The sequence below is a fragment of the Nocardiopsis sp. Huas11 genome (assembly GCF_003634495.1).
Taxonomy (GTDB): Bacteria; Actinomycetota; Actinomycetes; order Streptosporangiales; family Streptosporangiaceae; genus Nocardiopsis.
Genome location: NZ_RBKY01000001.1, coordinates 529,812 through 546,956 on the forward strand (window position 1 = coordinate 529,812; position 17,145 = coordinate 546,956).

13 protein-coding genes are annotated in these 17,145 nt (G+C 71.6%); 5 read left to right on the forward strand and 8 right to left on the reverse strand.

Annotation, left to right across the window (positions count from 1 at the left end; all coding sequences use genetic code 11):
• Positions 1–105 precede the first annotated feature (105 nt).
• Positions 106–1,398, forward strand: coding sequence for an MFS transporter (locus tag DFP74_RS02355; RefSeq protein ID WP_121180194.1), 1,293 nt, complete (start codon positions 106–108; stop codon positions 1,396–1,398).
• A gap of 6 nt (positions 1,399–1,404) precedes the next feature.
• On the opposite strand, the gene DFP74_RS02360 is transcribed toward DFP74_RS02355, so the two are convergent.
• Positions 1,405–2,838: an amidase gene (locus tag DFP74_RS02360; protein WP_121180195.1), complete on the reverse strand. Its 1,434-nt coding sequence runs from the start codon at positions 2,836–2,838 to the stop codon at positions 1,405–1,407.
• A 209-nt stretch (positions 2,839–3,047) separates the two neighbouring features.
• Between DFP74_RS02360 and DFP74_RS02365 the strand changes: the two genes are divergently transcribed.
• Together DFP74_RS02365 and ilvD are read left to right on the forward strand one after the other, a co-directional pair.
• Positions 3,048–3,833, forward strand: a complete 786-nt coding sequence (locus DFP74_RS02365; RefSeq protein ID WP_121180196.1) for a nuclease-related domain-containing protein — start codon at positions 3,048–3,050, stop codon at positions 3,831–3,833.
• Positions 3,834–3,971: 138 nt separating this feature from the next.
• Positions 3,972–5,834 (forward strand): dihydroxy-acid dehydratase, encoded by a 1,863-nt coding sequence (ilvD, locus tag DFP74_RS02370; RefSeq protein ID WP_121180197.1) that lies wholly within the window; start codon positions 3,972–3,974, stop codon positions 5,832–5,834.
• A gap of 199 nt (positions 5,835–6,033) precedes the next feature.
• Here ilvD and DFP74_RS02375 read toward each other — a convergent pair whose 3' ends face one another.
• Positions 6,034–6,240: a zinc ribbon domain-containing protein gene (locus DFP74_RS02375; RefSeq protein ID WP_121180198.1), complete on the reverse strand. Its 207-nt coding sequence runs from the start codon at positions 6,238–6,240 to the stop codon at positions 6,034–6,036.
• A 128-nt stretch (positions 6,241–6,368) separates the two neighbouring features.
• Positions 6,369–6,869: an HNH endonuclease gene (locus DFP74_RS02380; RefSeq protein WP_053616495.1), complete on the reverse strand. Its 501-nt coding sequence runs from the start codon at positions 6,867–6,869 to the stop codon at positions 6,369–6,371.
• Between the two features lie 368 nt (positions 6,870–7,237).
• Here DFP74_RS02380 and DFP74_RS02385 point away from each other — a divergent pair, with 368 nt between their 5' ends.
• Together DFP74_RS02385 and DFP74_RS02390 are read left to right on the forward strand one after the other, a co-directional pair.
• Positions 7,238–9,331, forward strand: coding sequence for a prolyl oligopeptidase family protein (locus tag DFP74_RS02385; RefSeq protein WP_121180199.1), 2,094 nt, complete (start codon positions 7,238–7,240; stop codon positions 9,329–9,331).
• 122 nt (positions 9,332–9,453) lie between these two features.
• Positions 9,454–9,897 carry a thioesterase family protein gene (locus DFP74_RS02390; RefSeq protein WP_121180200.1) on the forward strand — a complete coding sequence of 148 codons (444 nt, stop codon included), beginning with the start codon at positions 9,454–9,456 and terminating at the stop codon, positions 9,895–9,897.
• Positions 9,898–9,997: 100 nt separating this feature from the next.
• On the opposite strand, the gene DFP74_RS02400 is transcribed toward DFP74_RS02390, so the two are convergent.
• The 5 genes from DFP74_RS02400 to DFP74_RS02420 all read right to left on the reverse strand — a co-directional run bounded on the left by DFP74_RS02400 (position 9,998) and on the right by DFP74_RS02420 (position 16,735).
• The gene (locus tag DFP74_RS02400; RefSeq protein ID WP_233570765.1) at positions 9,998–10,516 is read right to left on the reverse strand and encodes a globin; all 519 of its coding nucleotides are present in this window, start codon (positions 10,514–10,516) and stop codon (positions 9,998–10,000) included.
• 114 nt (positions 10,517–10,630) lie between these two features.
• Complete coding sequence (locus DFP74_RS02405) at positions 10,631–11,395, reverse strand: arginase family protein (protein ID WP_233570766.1); 765 nt, start codon at positions 11,393–11,395, stop codon at positions 10,631–10,633.
• A 122-nt stretch (positions 11,396–11,517) separates the two neighbouring features.
• The gene (gene ettA, locus DFP74_RS02410) at positions 11,518–13,182 is read right to left on the reverse strand and encodes an energy-dependent translational throttle protein EttA (RefSeq protein ID WP_121180202.1); all 1,665 of its coding nucleotides are present in this window, start codon (positions 13,180–13,182) and stop codon (positions 11,518–11,520) included.
• A 176-nt stretch (positions 13,183–13,358) separates the two neighbouring features.
• Complete coding sequence (locus DFP74_RS02415) at positions 13,359–14,831, reverse strand: DUF4192 domain-containing protein (protein WP_158612954.1); 1,473 nt, start codon at positions 14,829–14,831, stop codon at positions 13,359–13,361.
• A 548-nt stretch (positions 14,832–15,379) separates the two neighbouring features.
• Complete coding sequence (locus DFP74_RS02420; RefSeq protein WP_121180204.1) at positions 15,380–16,735, reverse strand: GGDEF domain-containing protein; 1,356 nt, start codon at positions 16,733–16,735, stop codon at positions 15,380–15,382.
• Positions 16,736–17,145 lie beyond the last annotated feature (410 nt).

Below are 17,145 nucleotides of genomic sequence, written 5' to 3' on the forward strand. Positions count from 1 at the left end.
TGCGCCTTTGGCCTCACGCGTCACACTGTGCGCATCCGTCGTCGCCGGTTCCGATGATCCGTCCGAAGGATCGCCGAGTGTCGGCCGCGAGTGGATAATGAGCGCGTGCTGTCCAACTACCGGCGCCTGTTCGCCGTCCCTCACGTCCTGTCCCTCCTGAGCTGGTCGCTCCTGGCGCGGTTCTACATGCCGGGCCTGATGATCGCGGTCACCTTCCTGGTGGTGGAGTGGACGGGGTCCTACACCTACGCGGGTGTGGTCGCGGGTGCGTTCACCCTGGGGATGGCGCTGGTGGGACCGCTGCGCGGGCGGATGGCGGACCGGGGCGGCAGCGACCGCCTGGTCCTGGTGTGCGGTGCGGTGTTCACCGCGGGCATGGTGGTGCTGGCGTTGTTCCCGGCGTCCCTGTGGTGGCTCGCGGTTCCGCTGGCCCTGGTCACCGGTGTCTTCGGCTCCCCCGCCAACCAGATCGTGCGCGCCCTGTGGCCGCGGCTGACGCACGGCCCCGAGCGCCAGGCCATCTACGCGGCCGAGGCGACCACGCAGGAACTGCTGTTCGTGTTCTCCCCGATCCTGACGGCCGGCGTGGTGGCGTACTGGGGCCCGCGCTGGTCGCTGCTGATGCTCGCGCTCCTGGGGCTGGCGGGCTCGATCGGGTTCGCGCTCGCCCTGCGCAGGGCGGGCGTCACGGGGCCCGCCCCCGTGGAGACAGGTGCGGTGGCGCCGGAGGGCGCGGCGGACACCGTCGCCGGAGCCGCCGGGTCGGGCGCCGGATCGGGCGCCGGGTCGGGCCGCAGGCGGAGTCTGGTCCTGCACCCGGTGCTGAGCCTGCTCTTCGCGATGTGCCTGCTGATGATCGCCGGGATCATCGGCACGGACCTGATGATCGTGGCGTGGGCCAACGAGCTCGACGCCCCCGAGTACGTGATGGTGCTGGCGTCGGTGTGGGCCCTGGGGTCCCTGGTCGGCGGTGTGGTCTCCGGAGCCGTCAAGGGCGCGCCGAACCTGGTGCGCCGCTGCTTCGCCACCACGCTGGGCCTGGCCCTGGTCCTGCCGTTCCTTCCTCCGATCACGCACCTGCCCACTCCCCTGCTGGCCGCACCGGTGCTCTTCCTGGCCGGGCTGGCGGTCGCCCCGACCCTGGCCGCCGTGATGGGCCGGATCGGCGACAGCGCCCCGTCGCACCGGCGGGCGGAGGCCTTCGGCTGGCTGGCCACGTCCATGGGCGTGGGCGCCTCGATCGCGGGTCCGGTGGCCGGCGCGCTCATCGACGGTTTCGGTATCGCGGGCGGTGCGGCGGCCGCGGTGGGCGCCCTGCTGGTGGCGTCTGTCCTGAGCCTGTTCGCCGTGCGGCGGCGGTCCGCCGCGGTCACGGTGCCGGAGGAAACCGTCTCCTGAGGCCCCTCACCAGCCGGGCGGTACCCGGGGGGCCCACGGGCGGGCGGCCTCCAGCTGCGCGGACAGCGCGAGCAGGGTGCCCTCCCCGCCCATGCGGCCGGAGAGCATGACCCCGATCGGCAGGCCCCGCTCCGACCAGTGGAGGGGCACGTTCACCGACGGCTGGCCGCTGACGTTGTACACGGAGGTGAACGGGGTGAACTCGGTCATCAGCCGGAACTCCCGTTCCGGCCCCTCCTGGACGAAGTGCCCGATCGGCACCGGCGGCAGGGCCAGGGTCGGGGTGAGCACCGCGTCATAGGGCTCGGTGGCGGCGATGAGGGAGCGCACGCCCCTCTGCAGAGCGGCGCAGGCGGCGATGTAGTCGGGCACGGGCGTGGCGCGGGCCCGCTCGCGGAGCCAGCGGTTGAGCGGCCCAAGGTCCCCCTCGCGCTCGGGCGCGACGGGGGTGGCGGAGGCCATCGCCGCCCAGACCACGGCGAAGTCCCGGCCGAAGGCGCCGCCGAAATGCGCGTCCTGAGGCTCGGGGATCTCCTCCACCTCGTGGCCGAGGTCGGTCAGCAGCCGGGTGGCCTCCTCGTAGGCGGCCAGGACGTCCGGGTGGACGGCCACGTCGAGGGAGCCCGTGGTGGCGTAGCGGCCGATGCGCAGGGGGCCCGGCTCACGGCGGGCGGCGTCGGCGAAGGTGCTCCCCGGCGGCGGGGGCGGGGCGGTGAAGTAGTCGCCCGGACGGCTGATGGCCATCGCGTCCAGCAGCAGGGCGGCGTCCAGCACCGTGCGGGCCAGCGGGCCGGCCGTGGACAGTCCGAGCAGGTCGGGCTTGGCCGGCGCACCGGAGATCCGGCCGCGGGTGGGCTTGAGGCCGAACAGTCCGCAGGCGGCGGCGGGGATGCGGATGGACCCTCCGCCGTCGCTGCCCTGGGCCGCGGGCGCGAGTCCGGCGGCGACGGCCGCGGCCGCGCCTCCGCTGGATCCGCCGGGGCTGAGCGCGGTGTCCCAGGGGTTGCGGGTGGGCGGGGCGATCTCGTTCTCCGTGTAGCAGGAGGAGCCGAGCTCGGGGGTGTTGGTCTTGCCCACGAGGATCGCCCCGGCCGCGCGCAGTGCGCGGACCATGTCCGAGTCGAAGGGCGCCGTGGTGTCGCGGAAGACCCGGGAGCCGTAGGTGATCGGCACGCCGGCGACCGGGTCGAGGTCCTTCACCGGAACGGGGACGCCGAGGAGGGGCGGCAGTGTGTCCGGCGTGTCGCCCATCACCCGCTTCTCCGCATATCGGGCTTGTTCCAGTGCCTTTTCGGGTGTGACCGTAATGTACGACCCGTACCGGCCGTCCAGCCTCTCGATCCGCCCCAGATAGTGCTCAGTGATCTCAACAGGGGACAGCTCACGACTGTGGACCAACGCTGCGAGGCGGTGCGCCGAGAGTTCATGAATCCGGGTCATACCGACACAGGTTAACGGGCACGACACCGGGCACCACCGTGGTGTCGGAACCTCTCTAGAGAGATCGGCGAACAATATGACCTTCCCCGTACCCCCCTCGCCGACACCTGTTCGCGGCGCCCAGCGGGGTGAGAAAAGTGTGAGAAGTAATGCACTAGGACTCGGATATGGATGGAACTAATCTGTCCGACGTGGAATCGGCAACGAGAGTGAACAGCAGCACGCCATCGTCCGACGACGCGCGGCCGCACCGGCCTGAAGCGCTCTTTTTCCCCAACCAGAGAAACACCCGGGAGGTCTCCGGCGGCCGGGCCCTCTACGGTGCGCTCAGGTCCAACGAGAGCACGCGCAAGTGGGTGATCCGCTCGGCCATCGCCCTGGTGGTCGGCCTCGCCGTGGGCCTGCTGACCTCCGACTGGCGGCTCGGTGGCACCTTCGCGATCCTCACGGTCATCGGGATCGCCGTGTACAAGTCGCGCCGCGAGTCCGAGATTCCGCGGTGGCGCAAGCCCGCCGCGGCCCAGCGCAAGACCGAGGCCCAGCTCAAGGTCATGAAACAGCTGGGCTACCGCGTCCTGCACGCGCGCACGGTGCCCGGCGGCAACGGCCAGATCGACCACTTCATCGTGGGCCGGCGGGGCGCGTTCGCCATCGACTCCGAGTCGTGGGACAAGCGCCTTCCCCTGCGCAACAAGCTGGAACAGCTCTACCACGGCCGCTTCAACAAGAACGAACGGATCGACGAGGCCCTGGAGGAGGCCAAACGCGCCGAGGAACTGATCAGCGCCGAGCTGGGACGCGAGATCAAGGTCCGGGCGTCGCTGGCCATCTACGGTCCCGGCATGCCCTGGGACAGCCACCGGCTCCGCGGAGTCGACATCATCTCCGGCACCAAGGTGCGCAAGTGGCTGCGCAGCGGGCGGGACCGCCTGACCGAGAGCGAGATCGAGGAGATCTACAAGGCGGCCGAGCGCGTCCTGCCGCCGCGGTACTGACCCTTCTCCGCGTCCGAGGGCGCGGAGAAGGCCGGTCATCTCAGCATGCGGACAGGGCGTCTTCCGCCCCGAGACCCCATCCGTCCTGCGAGGGGGCTACCATCAGGGGGAAACACCCGAATCGATGGGAGTCTCCCCATGCCAGCCCTACGCTCTCGAACGGTGACCCACGGCCGGAACATGGCCGGCGCCCGCGCCCTCATGCGCGCCACCGGCGTAGAGCGCGAGGACTTCGGCAAGCCCATCGTGGCCGTCGCCAACAGCTTCACCGAGTTCGTGCCCGGCCACGTGCACCTGCGCGAGGTCGCCGACGTCGTCTCCGACGCCATCCGCCAGGCCGGCGGCATCCCGCGTGAGTTCAACTCCATCGCGGTCGACGACGGCATCGCCATGGGCCACGGCGGGATGCTCTACTCGCTGCCCAGCCGCGAACTCATCGCCGACTCCCTCGAGTACATGGTCAACGCCCACTGCGCCGACGCGCTGGTGTGCGTGTCCAACTGCGACAAGATCACCCCCGGCATGCTGCTGGCCGCGCTGCGGCTGAACATCCCCACGGTGTTCGTCTCCGGCGGCCCCATGGAGGCCGGCAAGGTCACCGTCGTGAACGGGACCGCCACCACCGTGCGCAAGCTCGACCTCATCAACCCCATGATCGCGGCGGCCGACGAGAGCGTCTCCCAGGCCGAGCTCGACGAGATGGAGGAGGCGGCCTGCCCCACCTGCGGCTCGTGCTCGGGCATGTTCACCGCCAACTCGATGAACTGCCTCACCGAGGCCATGGGCCTGGCCCTGCCGGGCAACGGCACCGTGCTGGCCACCCACACCGCCCGCAGGGCGCTGTACGAGGACGCCGGCCGCCGGGTCGTCGAGGCCGCCAAGCGCTACTACGAGGACGACGACCCCTCCGTCCTGCCGCTGTCCATCGCCACCCCGGCCGCCTTCGGCAACGCCATGGCGCTGGACGTGGCCATGGGCGGCTCCACCAACACGATCCTGCACCTGCTGGCCGCGGCCACCGAGGCGGGCGTGGACTTCGGGCTCCCCGAGATCGACGAGGTCTCCCGGCGGGTCCCCTGCCTGTGCAAGGTGGCGCCGAACACGGAGAAGTACCACATCGAGGACGTCCACCGGGCCGGCGGCATCCCCGCCATCCTGGGCGAGCTCGCCCGCGGCGGCCTCCTGGACACCTCGCTGCCCACGGTGCACGGCAAGACCGTCGGCGAGTTCATCGCCGAGTGGGACATCGTCTCCCCCACCGTCCTGCCCGAGGCCGTGGAGCTCTTCCACGCGGCCCCCGGCGGCGTGCGCACGACCAAGGCCTACTCGCAGAGCACCCGCTGGGACACCCTGGACACCGACCGCGACCAGGGCTGCATCCGCTCGGTGCCCAGCGCCTACACCAAGGACGGCGGCCTGGCCGTGCTGTTCGGCAACCTGGCTCCCGACGGCGCGATCGTCAAGACCGCCGGTGTGGAGGAGGAGCTGTGGACCTTCTCCGGGCCGGCCAAGGTGTTCGAATCGCAGGACGACGCGGTCGACGGCATCCTCAACAAGCGGATCGAGCCCGGCGACGTCGTGGTCATCCGCTACGAGGGCCCCAAGGGCGGCCCCGGCATGCAGGAGATGCTGTACCCGACCAGCTTCCTCAAGGGTCGCGGCCTGGGCAAGGCCTGCGCCCTGATCACCGACGGCCGCTTCTCCGGCGGCACGTCCGGGCTCTCCATCGGGCACGCCTCCCCGGAGGCGGCCGCGGGCGGTGACATCGCCCTGGTCGAGGACGGCGACGTGATCAGCATCGACATCCCGAACCGGGGCCTGGTCCTGGAGGTGTCCGAGGACGAGCTGGCGGCGCGCCGGGAGCGCGTGCTCAAGGAGCTGGGCCGGTTCAGGCCGCGTGACCGGCAGCGCCCGGTGACCGCGGCGCTGCGCGCCTACGCCGCGATGGCCACGTCCGCCTCGACCGGCGCGGCCCGCGACGTGTCCCAGATCGAGGGCTAGGTCGTGTTTTTCTGAAGGCTTTCGGGTGAGCTCGCGGTCGTCAGGTCGTCTCTCGCAAGACGATGGGCGAAGTTCAGCCTGGTGGTGCTTCACGAGCACAGAGGCGCAGCGAGAGGCGGTCCTGGCGGCCGCGAGCCCGAAATGCTGCAAAAAACACGGCCCAGGGTCCGGCGCGACGCGCGCCGGACGCCAGAGCCGTTCAGGAGCAGCAGCCGCCCCCGCAGCATCCTCCGCCACCGGAGGGAGCGGGGGCGGCGGCGCGTCCGCCCACGGCCACGGTGGACAGCAGCCGGACGGTGTCGCCATGGCCCCGCGGGCAGTCGGCGGGGGTGTCGGACTCGGACATGGGTCGGGACAGCTCGAAGGTGTCGCCGCATTCGCGGCAGCGGAAGTCGTATCTGGGCATGGGCCCAGGATACGGACTCCGTCCGGTGCGGCGGGGCCGGTCTGGGACGCCTGGTCCCGGCCCCGCCGTACCTCTCGCGGTCCTGCGCCGCGGGCCCGCACTCGGGCACCGGACGGACCCGTGCCGGTTTAGGCCGCCAGGTGGGCCATGTACGGCTCCCACTGCGGGTCGCCGTGCAGGTCACCGTTGATCAGCCGCCAGTGGGGCCCCTTGGGCACCTTGGGGGTGATGCGCAGTTCCCAGCCGAGCTCGTCCAGGAACTTGTCGGCCTTGCGGTGGTTGCACGGCTTGCACGCCGCCACCACGTTCTCCCACATGTGCGCGCCACCACGGCTCCTGGGCACGACGTGGTCGATCGTCTCCGCTTTCTTCCCGCAGTACCCGCAGGTGTGTCGGTCCCGACGCATAAGTGCCACGCGGGTGAGCGGCACCCTGCGGCTGTACGGGACGCTGATGTAACGTCTGAGCCGGATGACCGACGGCACGTCGTAGGCGCGTGTCGCCGAGTGGAGCACTGTTCCGGCGTCGTCTCCGTGTACGACCTCCGCCTTCTCCCGCAGGACGAGGAGGATCGCCCTGCGCAGCGGCAGCGTCGTCAGTGGTTCAAAGCTGGCGTTGAGCAGCAACACGTGGCGGCGGGCGGTGCCTGGACCGCCCTCCCTGCTGCGCGCGGCGCTCATGGCCTCGCCCCGGCCGTCGGCCGTGTCTCTTCCCCGGCCAGCCGTTCGGCCAGCCAGGAGACCTCCCTGTGCACCGATCCGAGGATCAGTGGTTCTGTTCGCCTTGCCACACGGACCTCCCGGTGGTCCCGCCGAGTTGCGTCCCGCATTCAGTTTGCGTGGTCGGACCGCTTCAGCGCCACCCCAATTTGCGTTGGGAACCCCAGAAACGCATGAACTCCGGTTTCTGCGCCCCATTGTGCGCCCTCTGGACCCGGATTCACGGTGGCGCCGCGCCGCATACTCCGCGGTGGATAGCGGTGGATAGGGTGCGAAGCATGCGTGAACTCCGCTACCCGCCGGCTGAACGGCTGGACCTCGTCGAAACCCTGCACGGCCGAGCCGTCGCCGACCCCTACCGGTGGTTGGAGGACACCGACTCCGCCGCCACGAAGGAATGGGCCGCCGCCCAGGACGGCCTCTACTCGGACTTCGCCACCCGGTTCCAGAGCCGGGACTGGTTCACCGAACACGTCCGCGCCCTGCTCGGCGCCGGAACCGTGGGCTCGCCCGTGTGGCGCGGGGAGCGCCGCTTCCACATGCGGCGCACCGCCGACCAGGAGCACGCCGTGCTCTACGTCCAGGACGGAGAGGGCCCCGAGCGGGTCCTGCTGGACCCCGGGGCACTCGACTCCACCGGCCTGACCACCCTGGACTCCTGGCGGCCCGACCGCGACGGGCGCCTGCTGGCCTACCAGCTCTCCGAGGGCGGGGACGAGGAGTCGGTCCTGCGGGTGATGGACGTCGACACCGGCGAGACCGTCGACGGCCCCATCGACCGGGCCCGCTACTCCCCCATCGCCTGGTTCCCCGACGGCTCTGCCTTCTACTACGTGCGCCGTCTGCCGCCCGAGGAGGTCCCCGAGGGCGAGGAGGGCTATCACCGCCAGGTCTACCTGCACCGGGTGGGCACGCCCACCGACGAGGACGTGCTCGTCTTCGGTTCCGGCCGGGACAAGACCGAGTACTTCATCCCCGCGGTGAGCCGGGACGGTCGGTGGCTGCTGCTGAGCGCGGTGCGGGGCACCGCTCCGGGCACCGACTCCTGGATCGCCGACCTGTCGGAGGGCGACCCGGAGTCGCCGCGACTGGTCCCCGTACAGCAGGGCATGGTGGCGGCCCTGGACACCTACGTGGGACGGGACGGGCGCCTGTACCTGCAGACCGACCGCGACGCGCCCCGCGGGCGCCTGTGCGTGGCCGATCCGGCCGAGCCCGGGCCGGAGCGCTGGACCACCCTGGTCGCGGAGGACCCCGAGGCGGTGATGGAGGACTTCGCGATCCTCGACGGCCCCGGGATGGAGCGGCCGGAGCTGCTGGTCGCCTGGAGCCGCCACGCGGTCGACGAGGTCACCCGGCACGACCTGGCCACGGGCGAACGGCTGGGCGCGCTGGCGATGCCCGGGCTGGGGACGATCGGCGGGCTGGCCGAACGGCCGGAGGGCGGCCACGAGTGCTGGTTCGGCTACACCGACAGCGTGCACCCGTCGGCGGTGTACCGCTACGACGCCCGCACGGGCGAGGTGACCCTCTGGGACGAGGCCCCCGGGCAGGTCGACGTGCCGCCGGTGCGCACCGAGCAGGTCACGTTCACGTCCAAGGACGGCACGGCCGTGCGCATGCTGGTGGTCTCCCCCCAGGAGGAGGCCGACGGCCCGCGGCCGACCATCCTCTACGGCTACGGGGGCTTTCGCATCTCCCTCAGCCCCGCGTACTCCGCGACGACCCTGGCGTGGGTGCGCGCCGGCGGCGTGTACGCCGTCGCCAACCTGCGCGGCGGGCTGGAGGAGGGCGAGGAGTGGCACGAGGCCGGAATGCTCGCCCGCAAGCAGAACGTGTTCGACGACTGCGCGGCCGCGGCGGAGCACCTGGTCGCCACCGGCGTCACGACGCCCGAGCGTCTGGCCGTCATGGGCGGCAGCAACGGCGGCCTGCTCGTGGGCGCCATGGTGACCCAGCGCCCGGACCTGTTCGCGGCGGCCGTGTGCTCGGCCCCGCTGCTGGACATGGTGCGCTACGAGCGGTTCGGCCTGGGCCAGCTGTGGAACGTGGAGTACGGCAGCGCGGACGATCCCGAACAGCTGGGCTGGCTGCTGGGGTACTCGCCGTACCACAACGTGCGGGAGGGGACCCGGTACCCGGCCACGCTGTTCACCGTGTTCGACAACGACACCCGGGTGGACCCGCTGCACGCGCGCAAGCTGTGCGCGCTGCTCCAGGAGGCCACCTCCGCGCCGCTGGAGGAGGCACCGGTCCTGTTGCGCCGCGAGTCGGAGGTCGGGCACAGCGCCCGGTCGGTGAGCCGCAGCGTGGCGCTGAGCGCCGAACAGCTGGCCTTCCTCGCCCACCACCTGGGGCTCGCCCTGCCCTGATGCTGGTCCGCCCGAGAGCAATGCCACAGCGCTCGGGCACGGGTGGCCGCGAGATCTCCTGGGGAGCGTTGAGACAATCGAGGACACGCTCCCCAGGAGAACGCCCACGGAAGGACCAGGACGTGACACAGATCGAGGCCTGCGGCCCGGACACCGGGACACAGCCCCGGCGGCATGTGCACCTGGCTCAGGTCCGCTACGCCGACCTTGACCCGCAGCACCACGTCAACAACGTCCGGATGCTCACCTACCTGGAGGACGCCAGGATCTCGTTCCTGCGCTACGAGGGCGTGGTGGAGGAGGGCGAGGAGGTGTTCGGCGCCATGGTCGTGGCCCGCCAGGAGGCGGACTACGTGGCGCCGCTGCTGCCCAGGTCCACGCCCGTGCGCGTCGAGCTGTGGGTGACCGAGGTGCGCAACGCCAGCTTCACCCTGGCCTACGAGATCCGTGACGACACGAAGGTGTTCCTGCGCGCCAGCACGGTGCTGGTGGGGTTCGACGTCGACACGCAGCGCGCCCGCCGCCTCAACGAGCGGGAGCGCGCCTTCCTGGCCGACTACACCTGAGCCCGGACCGCGGCGGCCACGGTGGTCACCGCGGCCGGGGCGGCCGCGGAGCCCTGGGCGGCGGCCGCCGCCGTGGCGGCGACCGCGGTCCGGGAACGGGTCACTTGAGCGAGATCGTGACGGCCTCACCGTCGTCGTCATCGCCGCCGGGGGTCACCGACAGGGAGGTGGGGTCGGCCACGGCCGGGGGCGCCGCGTCCTCGGCGACGTTGACCATGCTGTGCGCGGCCATCACCATGTACTCCCACAGCTGGCGTTCCAGCGCCTCGGGCAGGGCGATGGAGTCCACGGCCGCGCGCATGTGCTCCAGCCAGCGGTCGCGCTCGGCCGCACCGATCCGGAACGGGACGTGGCGCATCCGCAGGCGGGGGTGTCCGCGCTGGTCGTTGTAGGTGCGCGGGCCTCCCCAGTACTGGATGAGGAACAGGCGCAGGCGCTCCTCGGCCGGACCCAGGTCCTCCTCCGGATACATGGGCCGCAGAACGGGGTCCTCGGCCACACCCTCGTAGAAGCGGCGGACCAGGCGGGTGAAGGTCTCCTCTCCGCCCACGGCCTCGTAGAACGTCATTCGCACCGGCTGTTCGTCCCTGCTCTGCTGGTCATCTCGCGCGGAAGTCATCGCCCACCAGCGTATGCGACACCGCAGGCGCGGGGCAGGGGCGTGAGTCACGAACGAGGTCGCGAACGGCAGGGGGACCGGTGCGCACCGCTCCCCCCGCACGGGCCCCGACTCTCAGGCACTCCCCCGCAGCAGCGCGGCGAGCAGCTTCGCCCGGACGCCGCCGGGCAGGTCCTCGTCGCGGTCCGGCCGCCAGGTGCAGCCGACGCTCACGGCTTCGACCCGGCCGGTGTCCCGGACGCGGTGGACCGCCTCGACGACGGCAGAGGTGGTGGGGCCGCCGGGCGTCGGAAAGAGCAGGCCCGGGACCTCGTCGGAGTCGATGACGTCCAGGTCCACGTGGAGCAGGAGGGGACCCTCGGGAAGGTCCTCGTCCGTCAGGTCGGTGACGGTGGAGCGCCGGACGGCCGACGTGCTCAGGTACTCGGCTTCGGGCGGGTCGAGGTCGCGCCCGTCCACGAGCAGCAGCCGTTCCTCGGGGATCTGCCGCAGCCCGAGCCGGTCCATCGCCGGGTCCGGCCGGTAGCCGGCCAGCACCCGCAGAGGGATGCCCCCGGCGTAACCGGAGGCGCTGGTCTCCATCGTCTGCACGTCGCCGTGCGCGTCGAACCACACGACGGAGGCGTCCACACCCGCCCGCTGGACGCCGGCGACCGTGCCGAGCGCCGCCATGCAGTCGCCGGACAGGACCACGGGGGTCCCGGGGCCCCGGACCTCGTCGGCCACGCGTGCGGCCACCGCCTCGTGCAGCACCGCCATCCGGGTCCACTGGTCGGCGTCCGGGAGCCGTTCCGCCACCGTCTCCGTGTGTCCGCGCCAGGGGAGCCGGAAGTCCGGCAGGTACTCGTCCAGGTGGTAGGGCACGCTCAGCATCGTCATGGCCGGACTCTAGCCGTGGCCGCCCCGCCCGTACAGCGAACAGCGCCACGAACCCGCCCGTACACGGACGAACCCCGCGGGCCGGACGAAGCCGGGCCGCGGGGTTCGCACACGAGCGGGTGTCAGTCGCGGGTGAGCTTGCGGTGCGTGACCGCGTGCGGACGCGCGGCGTCCGGGCCCAGGCGCTCGATCTTGTTCTTCTCGTATGACTCGAAGTTGCCCTCGAACCAGTACCAGTTGGCGTCGCCCTCCCAGGCGAGGATGTGCGTGGCGACGCGGTCGAGGAACCACCGGTCGTGGGAGGTGATCACGGCGCAGCCGGGGAAGTCCAGCAGCGCGTTCTCCAGCGAGCCCAGCGTCTCGACGTCCAGGTCGTTGGTGGGCTCGTCCAGGAGCAGCAGGTTGCCGCCCTGCTTGAGCGTGAGCGCGAGGTTCACGCGGTTGCGCTCACCGCCGGAGAGCACACCCGAGGACTTCTGCTGGTCCGAGCCCTTGAAACCGAAGGCGGCGACGTAGGCGCGGCTGGGGATCTCGACCTTGCCGACCGTGATGAAGCTCTCACCGTCGGAGATGGTCTCCCACACGTTCTTGGTGTCGTCGATCCGACCGCGGTACTGGTCGACGTAGGAGATCTCGACGGTCTCGCCGACGTTGATCTTGCCCTGGTCGGGAGTCTCCTCCCCGACGATCATCTTGAACAGCGTCGTCTTACCGACACCGTTGGGGCCGATGACACCGACGATGCCGTTCGGCGGCAGGGAGAAGCTCAGGTCCTCGATGAGCACCCGGTCGTCGAAGCCCTTGGTGAGGTTCTTGACCTCCACCACGGTGTTGCCCAGACGCGGACCCGGCGGGATCTGGATCTCCTCGAAGTCCAGCTTGCGGGTCTTGTCCGCCTCGGAGGCCATCTCCTCGTACCGCTGCAGACGGGCCTTGCTCTTGGTCTGGCGCGCCTTGGCGTTGGAGCGCACCCACTCCAGCTCGTCCTTGAGGCGCTTGGCCTTCTTGGCGTCCTTTTGGCCCTCGACCTTCAGACGGGTCTGCTTGGTCTCGAGGTAGGTGCTGTAGTTGCCCTCGTAGGGGTAGAACTGGCCGCGGTCCAGCTCGAGGATCCAGGTGGCGACGTGGTCGAGGAAGTACCTGTCGTGTGTGATCGCCACGATGGTGCCGGGGTACTTGGCCAGGTGCTGCTCCAGCCAGTTCACACTCTCGGCGTCGAGGTGGTTGGTGGGCTCGTCGAGAAGGAGAAGGTCGGGCTGCTCCAGGAGCAGCTTGCACAGGGCGACGCGGCGCTTCTCACCACCCGAGAGCTGGGTGACCGAGGCGTCGCCGGGCGGGCAGCGCAGGGCGTCCATCGCCTGTGCCAGCTGGCTGTCGAGATCCCAGGCGTTGCGGTGGTCGAGCTGCTCCTGCAGCTTGCCCATCTCCTCCAACAGTTCGTCGGAGTAGTCCGTCGCCATCTGCTCGGCGATCTCGTTGAAGCGGGTCATCATCGCCTTGGTCTCGGCGACTCCGTCCTCAACGTTCTCCAGCACCGTCTTGTCGGCGTCCAGGACGGGCTCCTGGGCGAGCATCCCCACGGAGAATCCCGGCATGAGCCGCGCCTCACCGTTGGACGGCTGCTCGATGCCGGCCAGGATCTTCAGCAGCGTCGACTTACCCGCACCGTTGGGGCCCACGACACCGAGCTTGGCTCCGGGCAGGAAGGACCCCGAAACGTTGTCAAGGACGACCTTGTCGCCGTGCGCCTTGCGCACGTTCTGCATTGTGTAGATGTACTCCGGCATGTAGTCCAGGCTACGGGGTCCCGCCGCTTGCCGAGACCACGGAGCGCCTCACGAGGGGCCTTTCCGTGCTCGCGCCGCGCCTGCGCGCTCCGGACGGTTTCCCGCCGTCCCGGGGGACGCCGAGTCGACGGGCCGCGCCCGCCGTCCCCGGCCGTCGAGGACGCGCCTCCCGGAGGTCACGGCGGCCCCTGGGGTGGGTCCGGAGACCCGGGAGCACCCGAGGGCCCGGACGCTTCGTCAGGATCGGCGGGGTCCAAGGGATCGGCGGAACCGGACGCTTCGGTGGGCGCAGCGAGCTCGGCGGAACCGGACGCTTCGGTGGGCGCAGCGGGCTCGGCGGAACCGGCGGGCCCGGAGAGGCCAGTGGGCTCGGCGGAACCGGCGGGCTGGTTGGGTTCGGTGGAACCGGAGGGACCAGCGGGCTCGGTGGGCTCGGTGGGGCCAGCGGGGTCGGAGGGATCGGCGGAGCCGGAGGGCTCGGAGGGGCCAGCGGGCTGGGTGGGTTTGGTGGAACCAACGGGAGCGGAGGAGCGAAAGGTCTCGGCGGGCCCAGGTGAACCAACAGGGCCAGTCGGCCCAGGAGGGTCGGGAGGACGGTCGAGCCACGTGGGCGCGTGCGCCCGCCACCGCTGGACCGGCAGCCCCAGGTCCAGCGCTCGCAGCATGAGGACCGCCATTCCGTAGCCCGGGTCGGCGGCCAGCGCCACCTCCAGGGCCGCCCGCGCCAGCGGCTCGTCGTCGAGCTGCCAGGCGGCCACGGCGAGCAGCGAGGCGGGGGCCGGTCGGTACCGGGGGCACACGCGTCCGGTCAGCCTCGCCCACAGCCGCTGGTGGACGACGGCGTCCTCCCGGGTCAGGCGGGCCCAGACCTGGTCCCGCGCACCGATCCGGGTGAGGTGGAGGCCGAGCCGGGCCAGCTCCTCCTCTCCGGTGACACCGCGGCCCTCCCTCTCCCGCCGCACCGCGGCCAGGAGTTCACCGGCGCCCCGGCGCACCAGCTCCGCCTCCCCGACGTCCGCGGCCATCCGACGGGTCTGCTGCTCCACGGCGGCCGTCACGCCCTCCATCACGGCCGCGGCCGCGTCGTCCGGCGCCGGGACCAGAGCGCGCAGTCGGTCCCACCCCTGGTCCGGGCGCCGGACGGGCGCGGCGGGCGCGGCGGGCGCGATCCCCATCAGCACGGCCTGAGCCGGGACCGCGGACCGGCCGGTGTCCAGGACCCGCCCCTCGGGCGGGCAGCAGTCGGGTGTGCGACACAGGTGGGACCAGTAGCGCTCCCCCGCCACCCGCAGGGCGTCGTGCACCTCCAGGCGGCGTTCGCGGGCGGCGCCGACCACCCCGTCCAGGAAGGGGCCCACCACCTCCACCGGACCCGTCCCGACGACCACCAGCCCCGTGCTCCCCTCCTCGGCGGCCAGCCGGACGACGGTCCGGGAACGCTCCAACGGGGTCTGGCCGCGGGGAACCCGCGCGAGGTCGGCGACGAAGGCGGCCCGGGCACGGGTGCCGCGCAGGGCCACCACCACGATCCCGGGATCCGGGGGCTCTCCGACCAGGTAGGGCAGTGCCGCGACGACGTCGGTCGGAGTGCTCAGGGTCAGTGCCGGTGCACCCGCTTCGGCCGGGGACCGCGGCGCGGGCACGGCCATCGCGCGCTCCGGCGGATCGGAGCGACCACCGGTCCTCGGACCACACGGGGGCGGGTCCGCTCCGGGGGTGGGCGCCGGATCGGCGCCGTCGGGTGCCTGGGAAGGGTCGGGCGGTCCATCACGCTCGGTTGCCTCGCGGGCCCGGTCGTGGTCGGGGGTGAGGGAGGAGGGAGAGGGGTCGTGTGCGGAGCGTGGCTGTTCTGCGTCCATATATTCACGGTGCGTGAGGACGTGACGATCCGCAACGGCCTCTCGACGGCTGTGGACGAACCGCGCACGGCCCGGCGCCCCGAAGCCCCGGCGACCCAGGGCCCCGTCGCGGGCCCAGCGGCCCGAAGCCCCGGTAAACCAGGGCCCATGGGGCCCGAAGGGCTCTGGGGGTCCGAAGCCTCGGCAAACCCCAGGACCTCACCCCGGGCCCAGCGGCCCGAAGCCTCGGTGAGCCAGGGTCCGTCGGGCACGAAGGGCCCTGGAGGTCCGAAGCCCCGGCGGCCCAGGGCCCGAGGAGCCCTCACGCCCCCGAAGGCCCAGGACACTCCTGGGCCCGCTCAGATCCCCAGAGCGTCGGGAGGCTCGGGGATCTCCTCTGCCCGGGGACCGGGGATGCGTCCGCCGACACCCGGTCTGCCCGCGGGCAGGCACACACGGTCGCGGCCGGTCTCCTTGGCCCGGTACAGCGCGAGGTCGGCGGCGGTCAGCAGCTCCACCAGGTCGTTGCCGTGGTCACCGATCACCGCGACGCCGATCGAGATGGTGATCGACACCGGTACGTCGTCCACCGAGATCTCCATCCGGCCCACCTGCGAGCGCAGCCGCTCGGCGGCCTGCCACGCCTCGGTCGTGTCCGACCCGGGCAGCAGGACCACGAACTCCTCTCCGCCGAACCGCCCGAGCAGGTCGGACTGGCGCAGCTGCTGGGCGATCGTCGTCGCCACCCCCAGCAGGACCTGGTCTCCGAAGAGGTGCCCGTGGTTGTCGTTCACACGCTTGAAGTGGTCGATGTCGACGATCAGCACCGCGGCCCGGCTCCGCGCGGACCGGGCCCTGGCGATCTCGACCGCGGCCTCCTGCTCCCAGGTCGGAGCGTTCAGCAGCCCCGTCTTGGGGTCGGTGCGCGCGGCCGTCTGGAGTTGTTGGTAGAGCAGGCTGCGCTGGAGCAGCACCACCGGGGGGACGGCGATGACCAGCAGGAACAGGGTCAGGTGGGCGAGGATGGCGACCGTGACCCCGACACATAATTCGACGGCGTCCACGATCAGCGCCTCCCGGTCCCACATCGGCCGGAGGCTGTGCCCGGGGCCGCTGCTGATCCGCGCGGCCACGGCGACGATGAGCGTGTTGAGCACGGTGAACCCCGCGCAGCACAGCAGCGCGACGACGACCCCCAGGCCGCTGCCCAGGTTCTCGTGCGCGCTCTGCGTGCCCTTGACGCCCTGCAGGACGCCTCCGCCCCAGTACGCGTGCCAGACCACCGACGCCAGGAAACCCGACAGCGCCACCGAGACGGCGTTGAACAGCCGCCTGTGCGCCATGGCCGGACGCGCGCGGAGCTGGAGCATGAGGTAGACGGGGACGGGCATCAGCAGCGAGTACAGCGGCGGCAGCAGGACCACCACCGGGAACCACCAGGCGCCCAGCAGGTCGCGGGTGAGCCCGGCGGGCATCCCGAGTCGGCGGATGGCCTCCACGCACACCGCGGCGCTCACCACGAGCGCGAGGAAGGTGGTCAGGTCGGCGAGCAGCACGTCGGTCAGCGCGATCGTCGCGCCGAACAGGAACAGCACGGCGAACAGGAGGAATCCCATGTAGACGATCAGGCCCCGGGGCTGCTGGAGAATCGGCCACCGCTCCCGCTCTCCAGAGGGGTCCCCCCGGGCCGCCATCGGCCTCTCCGAGATACTCACGGCTTGTCCCTCCCTCCCTGTGTCACTCTCTGCCCCCATTTCCCTACACCCGTCTCTGATGAGCCCACCGCCCCCCACGGTTCTCCCTTCGACGGGCCTGATTCGCCCCGCGTTCCCCTACGGTGCCACTCGGTTACGACGCCCCGCGGACGGGCGCCCCCTACGCCAGTGGGACTCACTGCCGCAGACGCCACCCGCAACTTTACATTACTTTGGGTAATAGCTTAATTGCTGATTGTACGATCAACGCAGGCAGGAGGACAGGGGAAAGCGATGTCCCGATCGCACCGCAGCAGAGCACCGGCGCGCGGGCGCTCGCGGGCGGGCGCCGCGAGGGAGGCCGCGAAGCCCCTCTGGGCCCACACGGAAGGATCATCGTGGCCGGAGTCGGTCACGGAGCGAACCGGGCC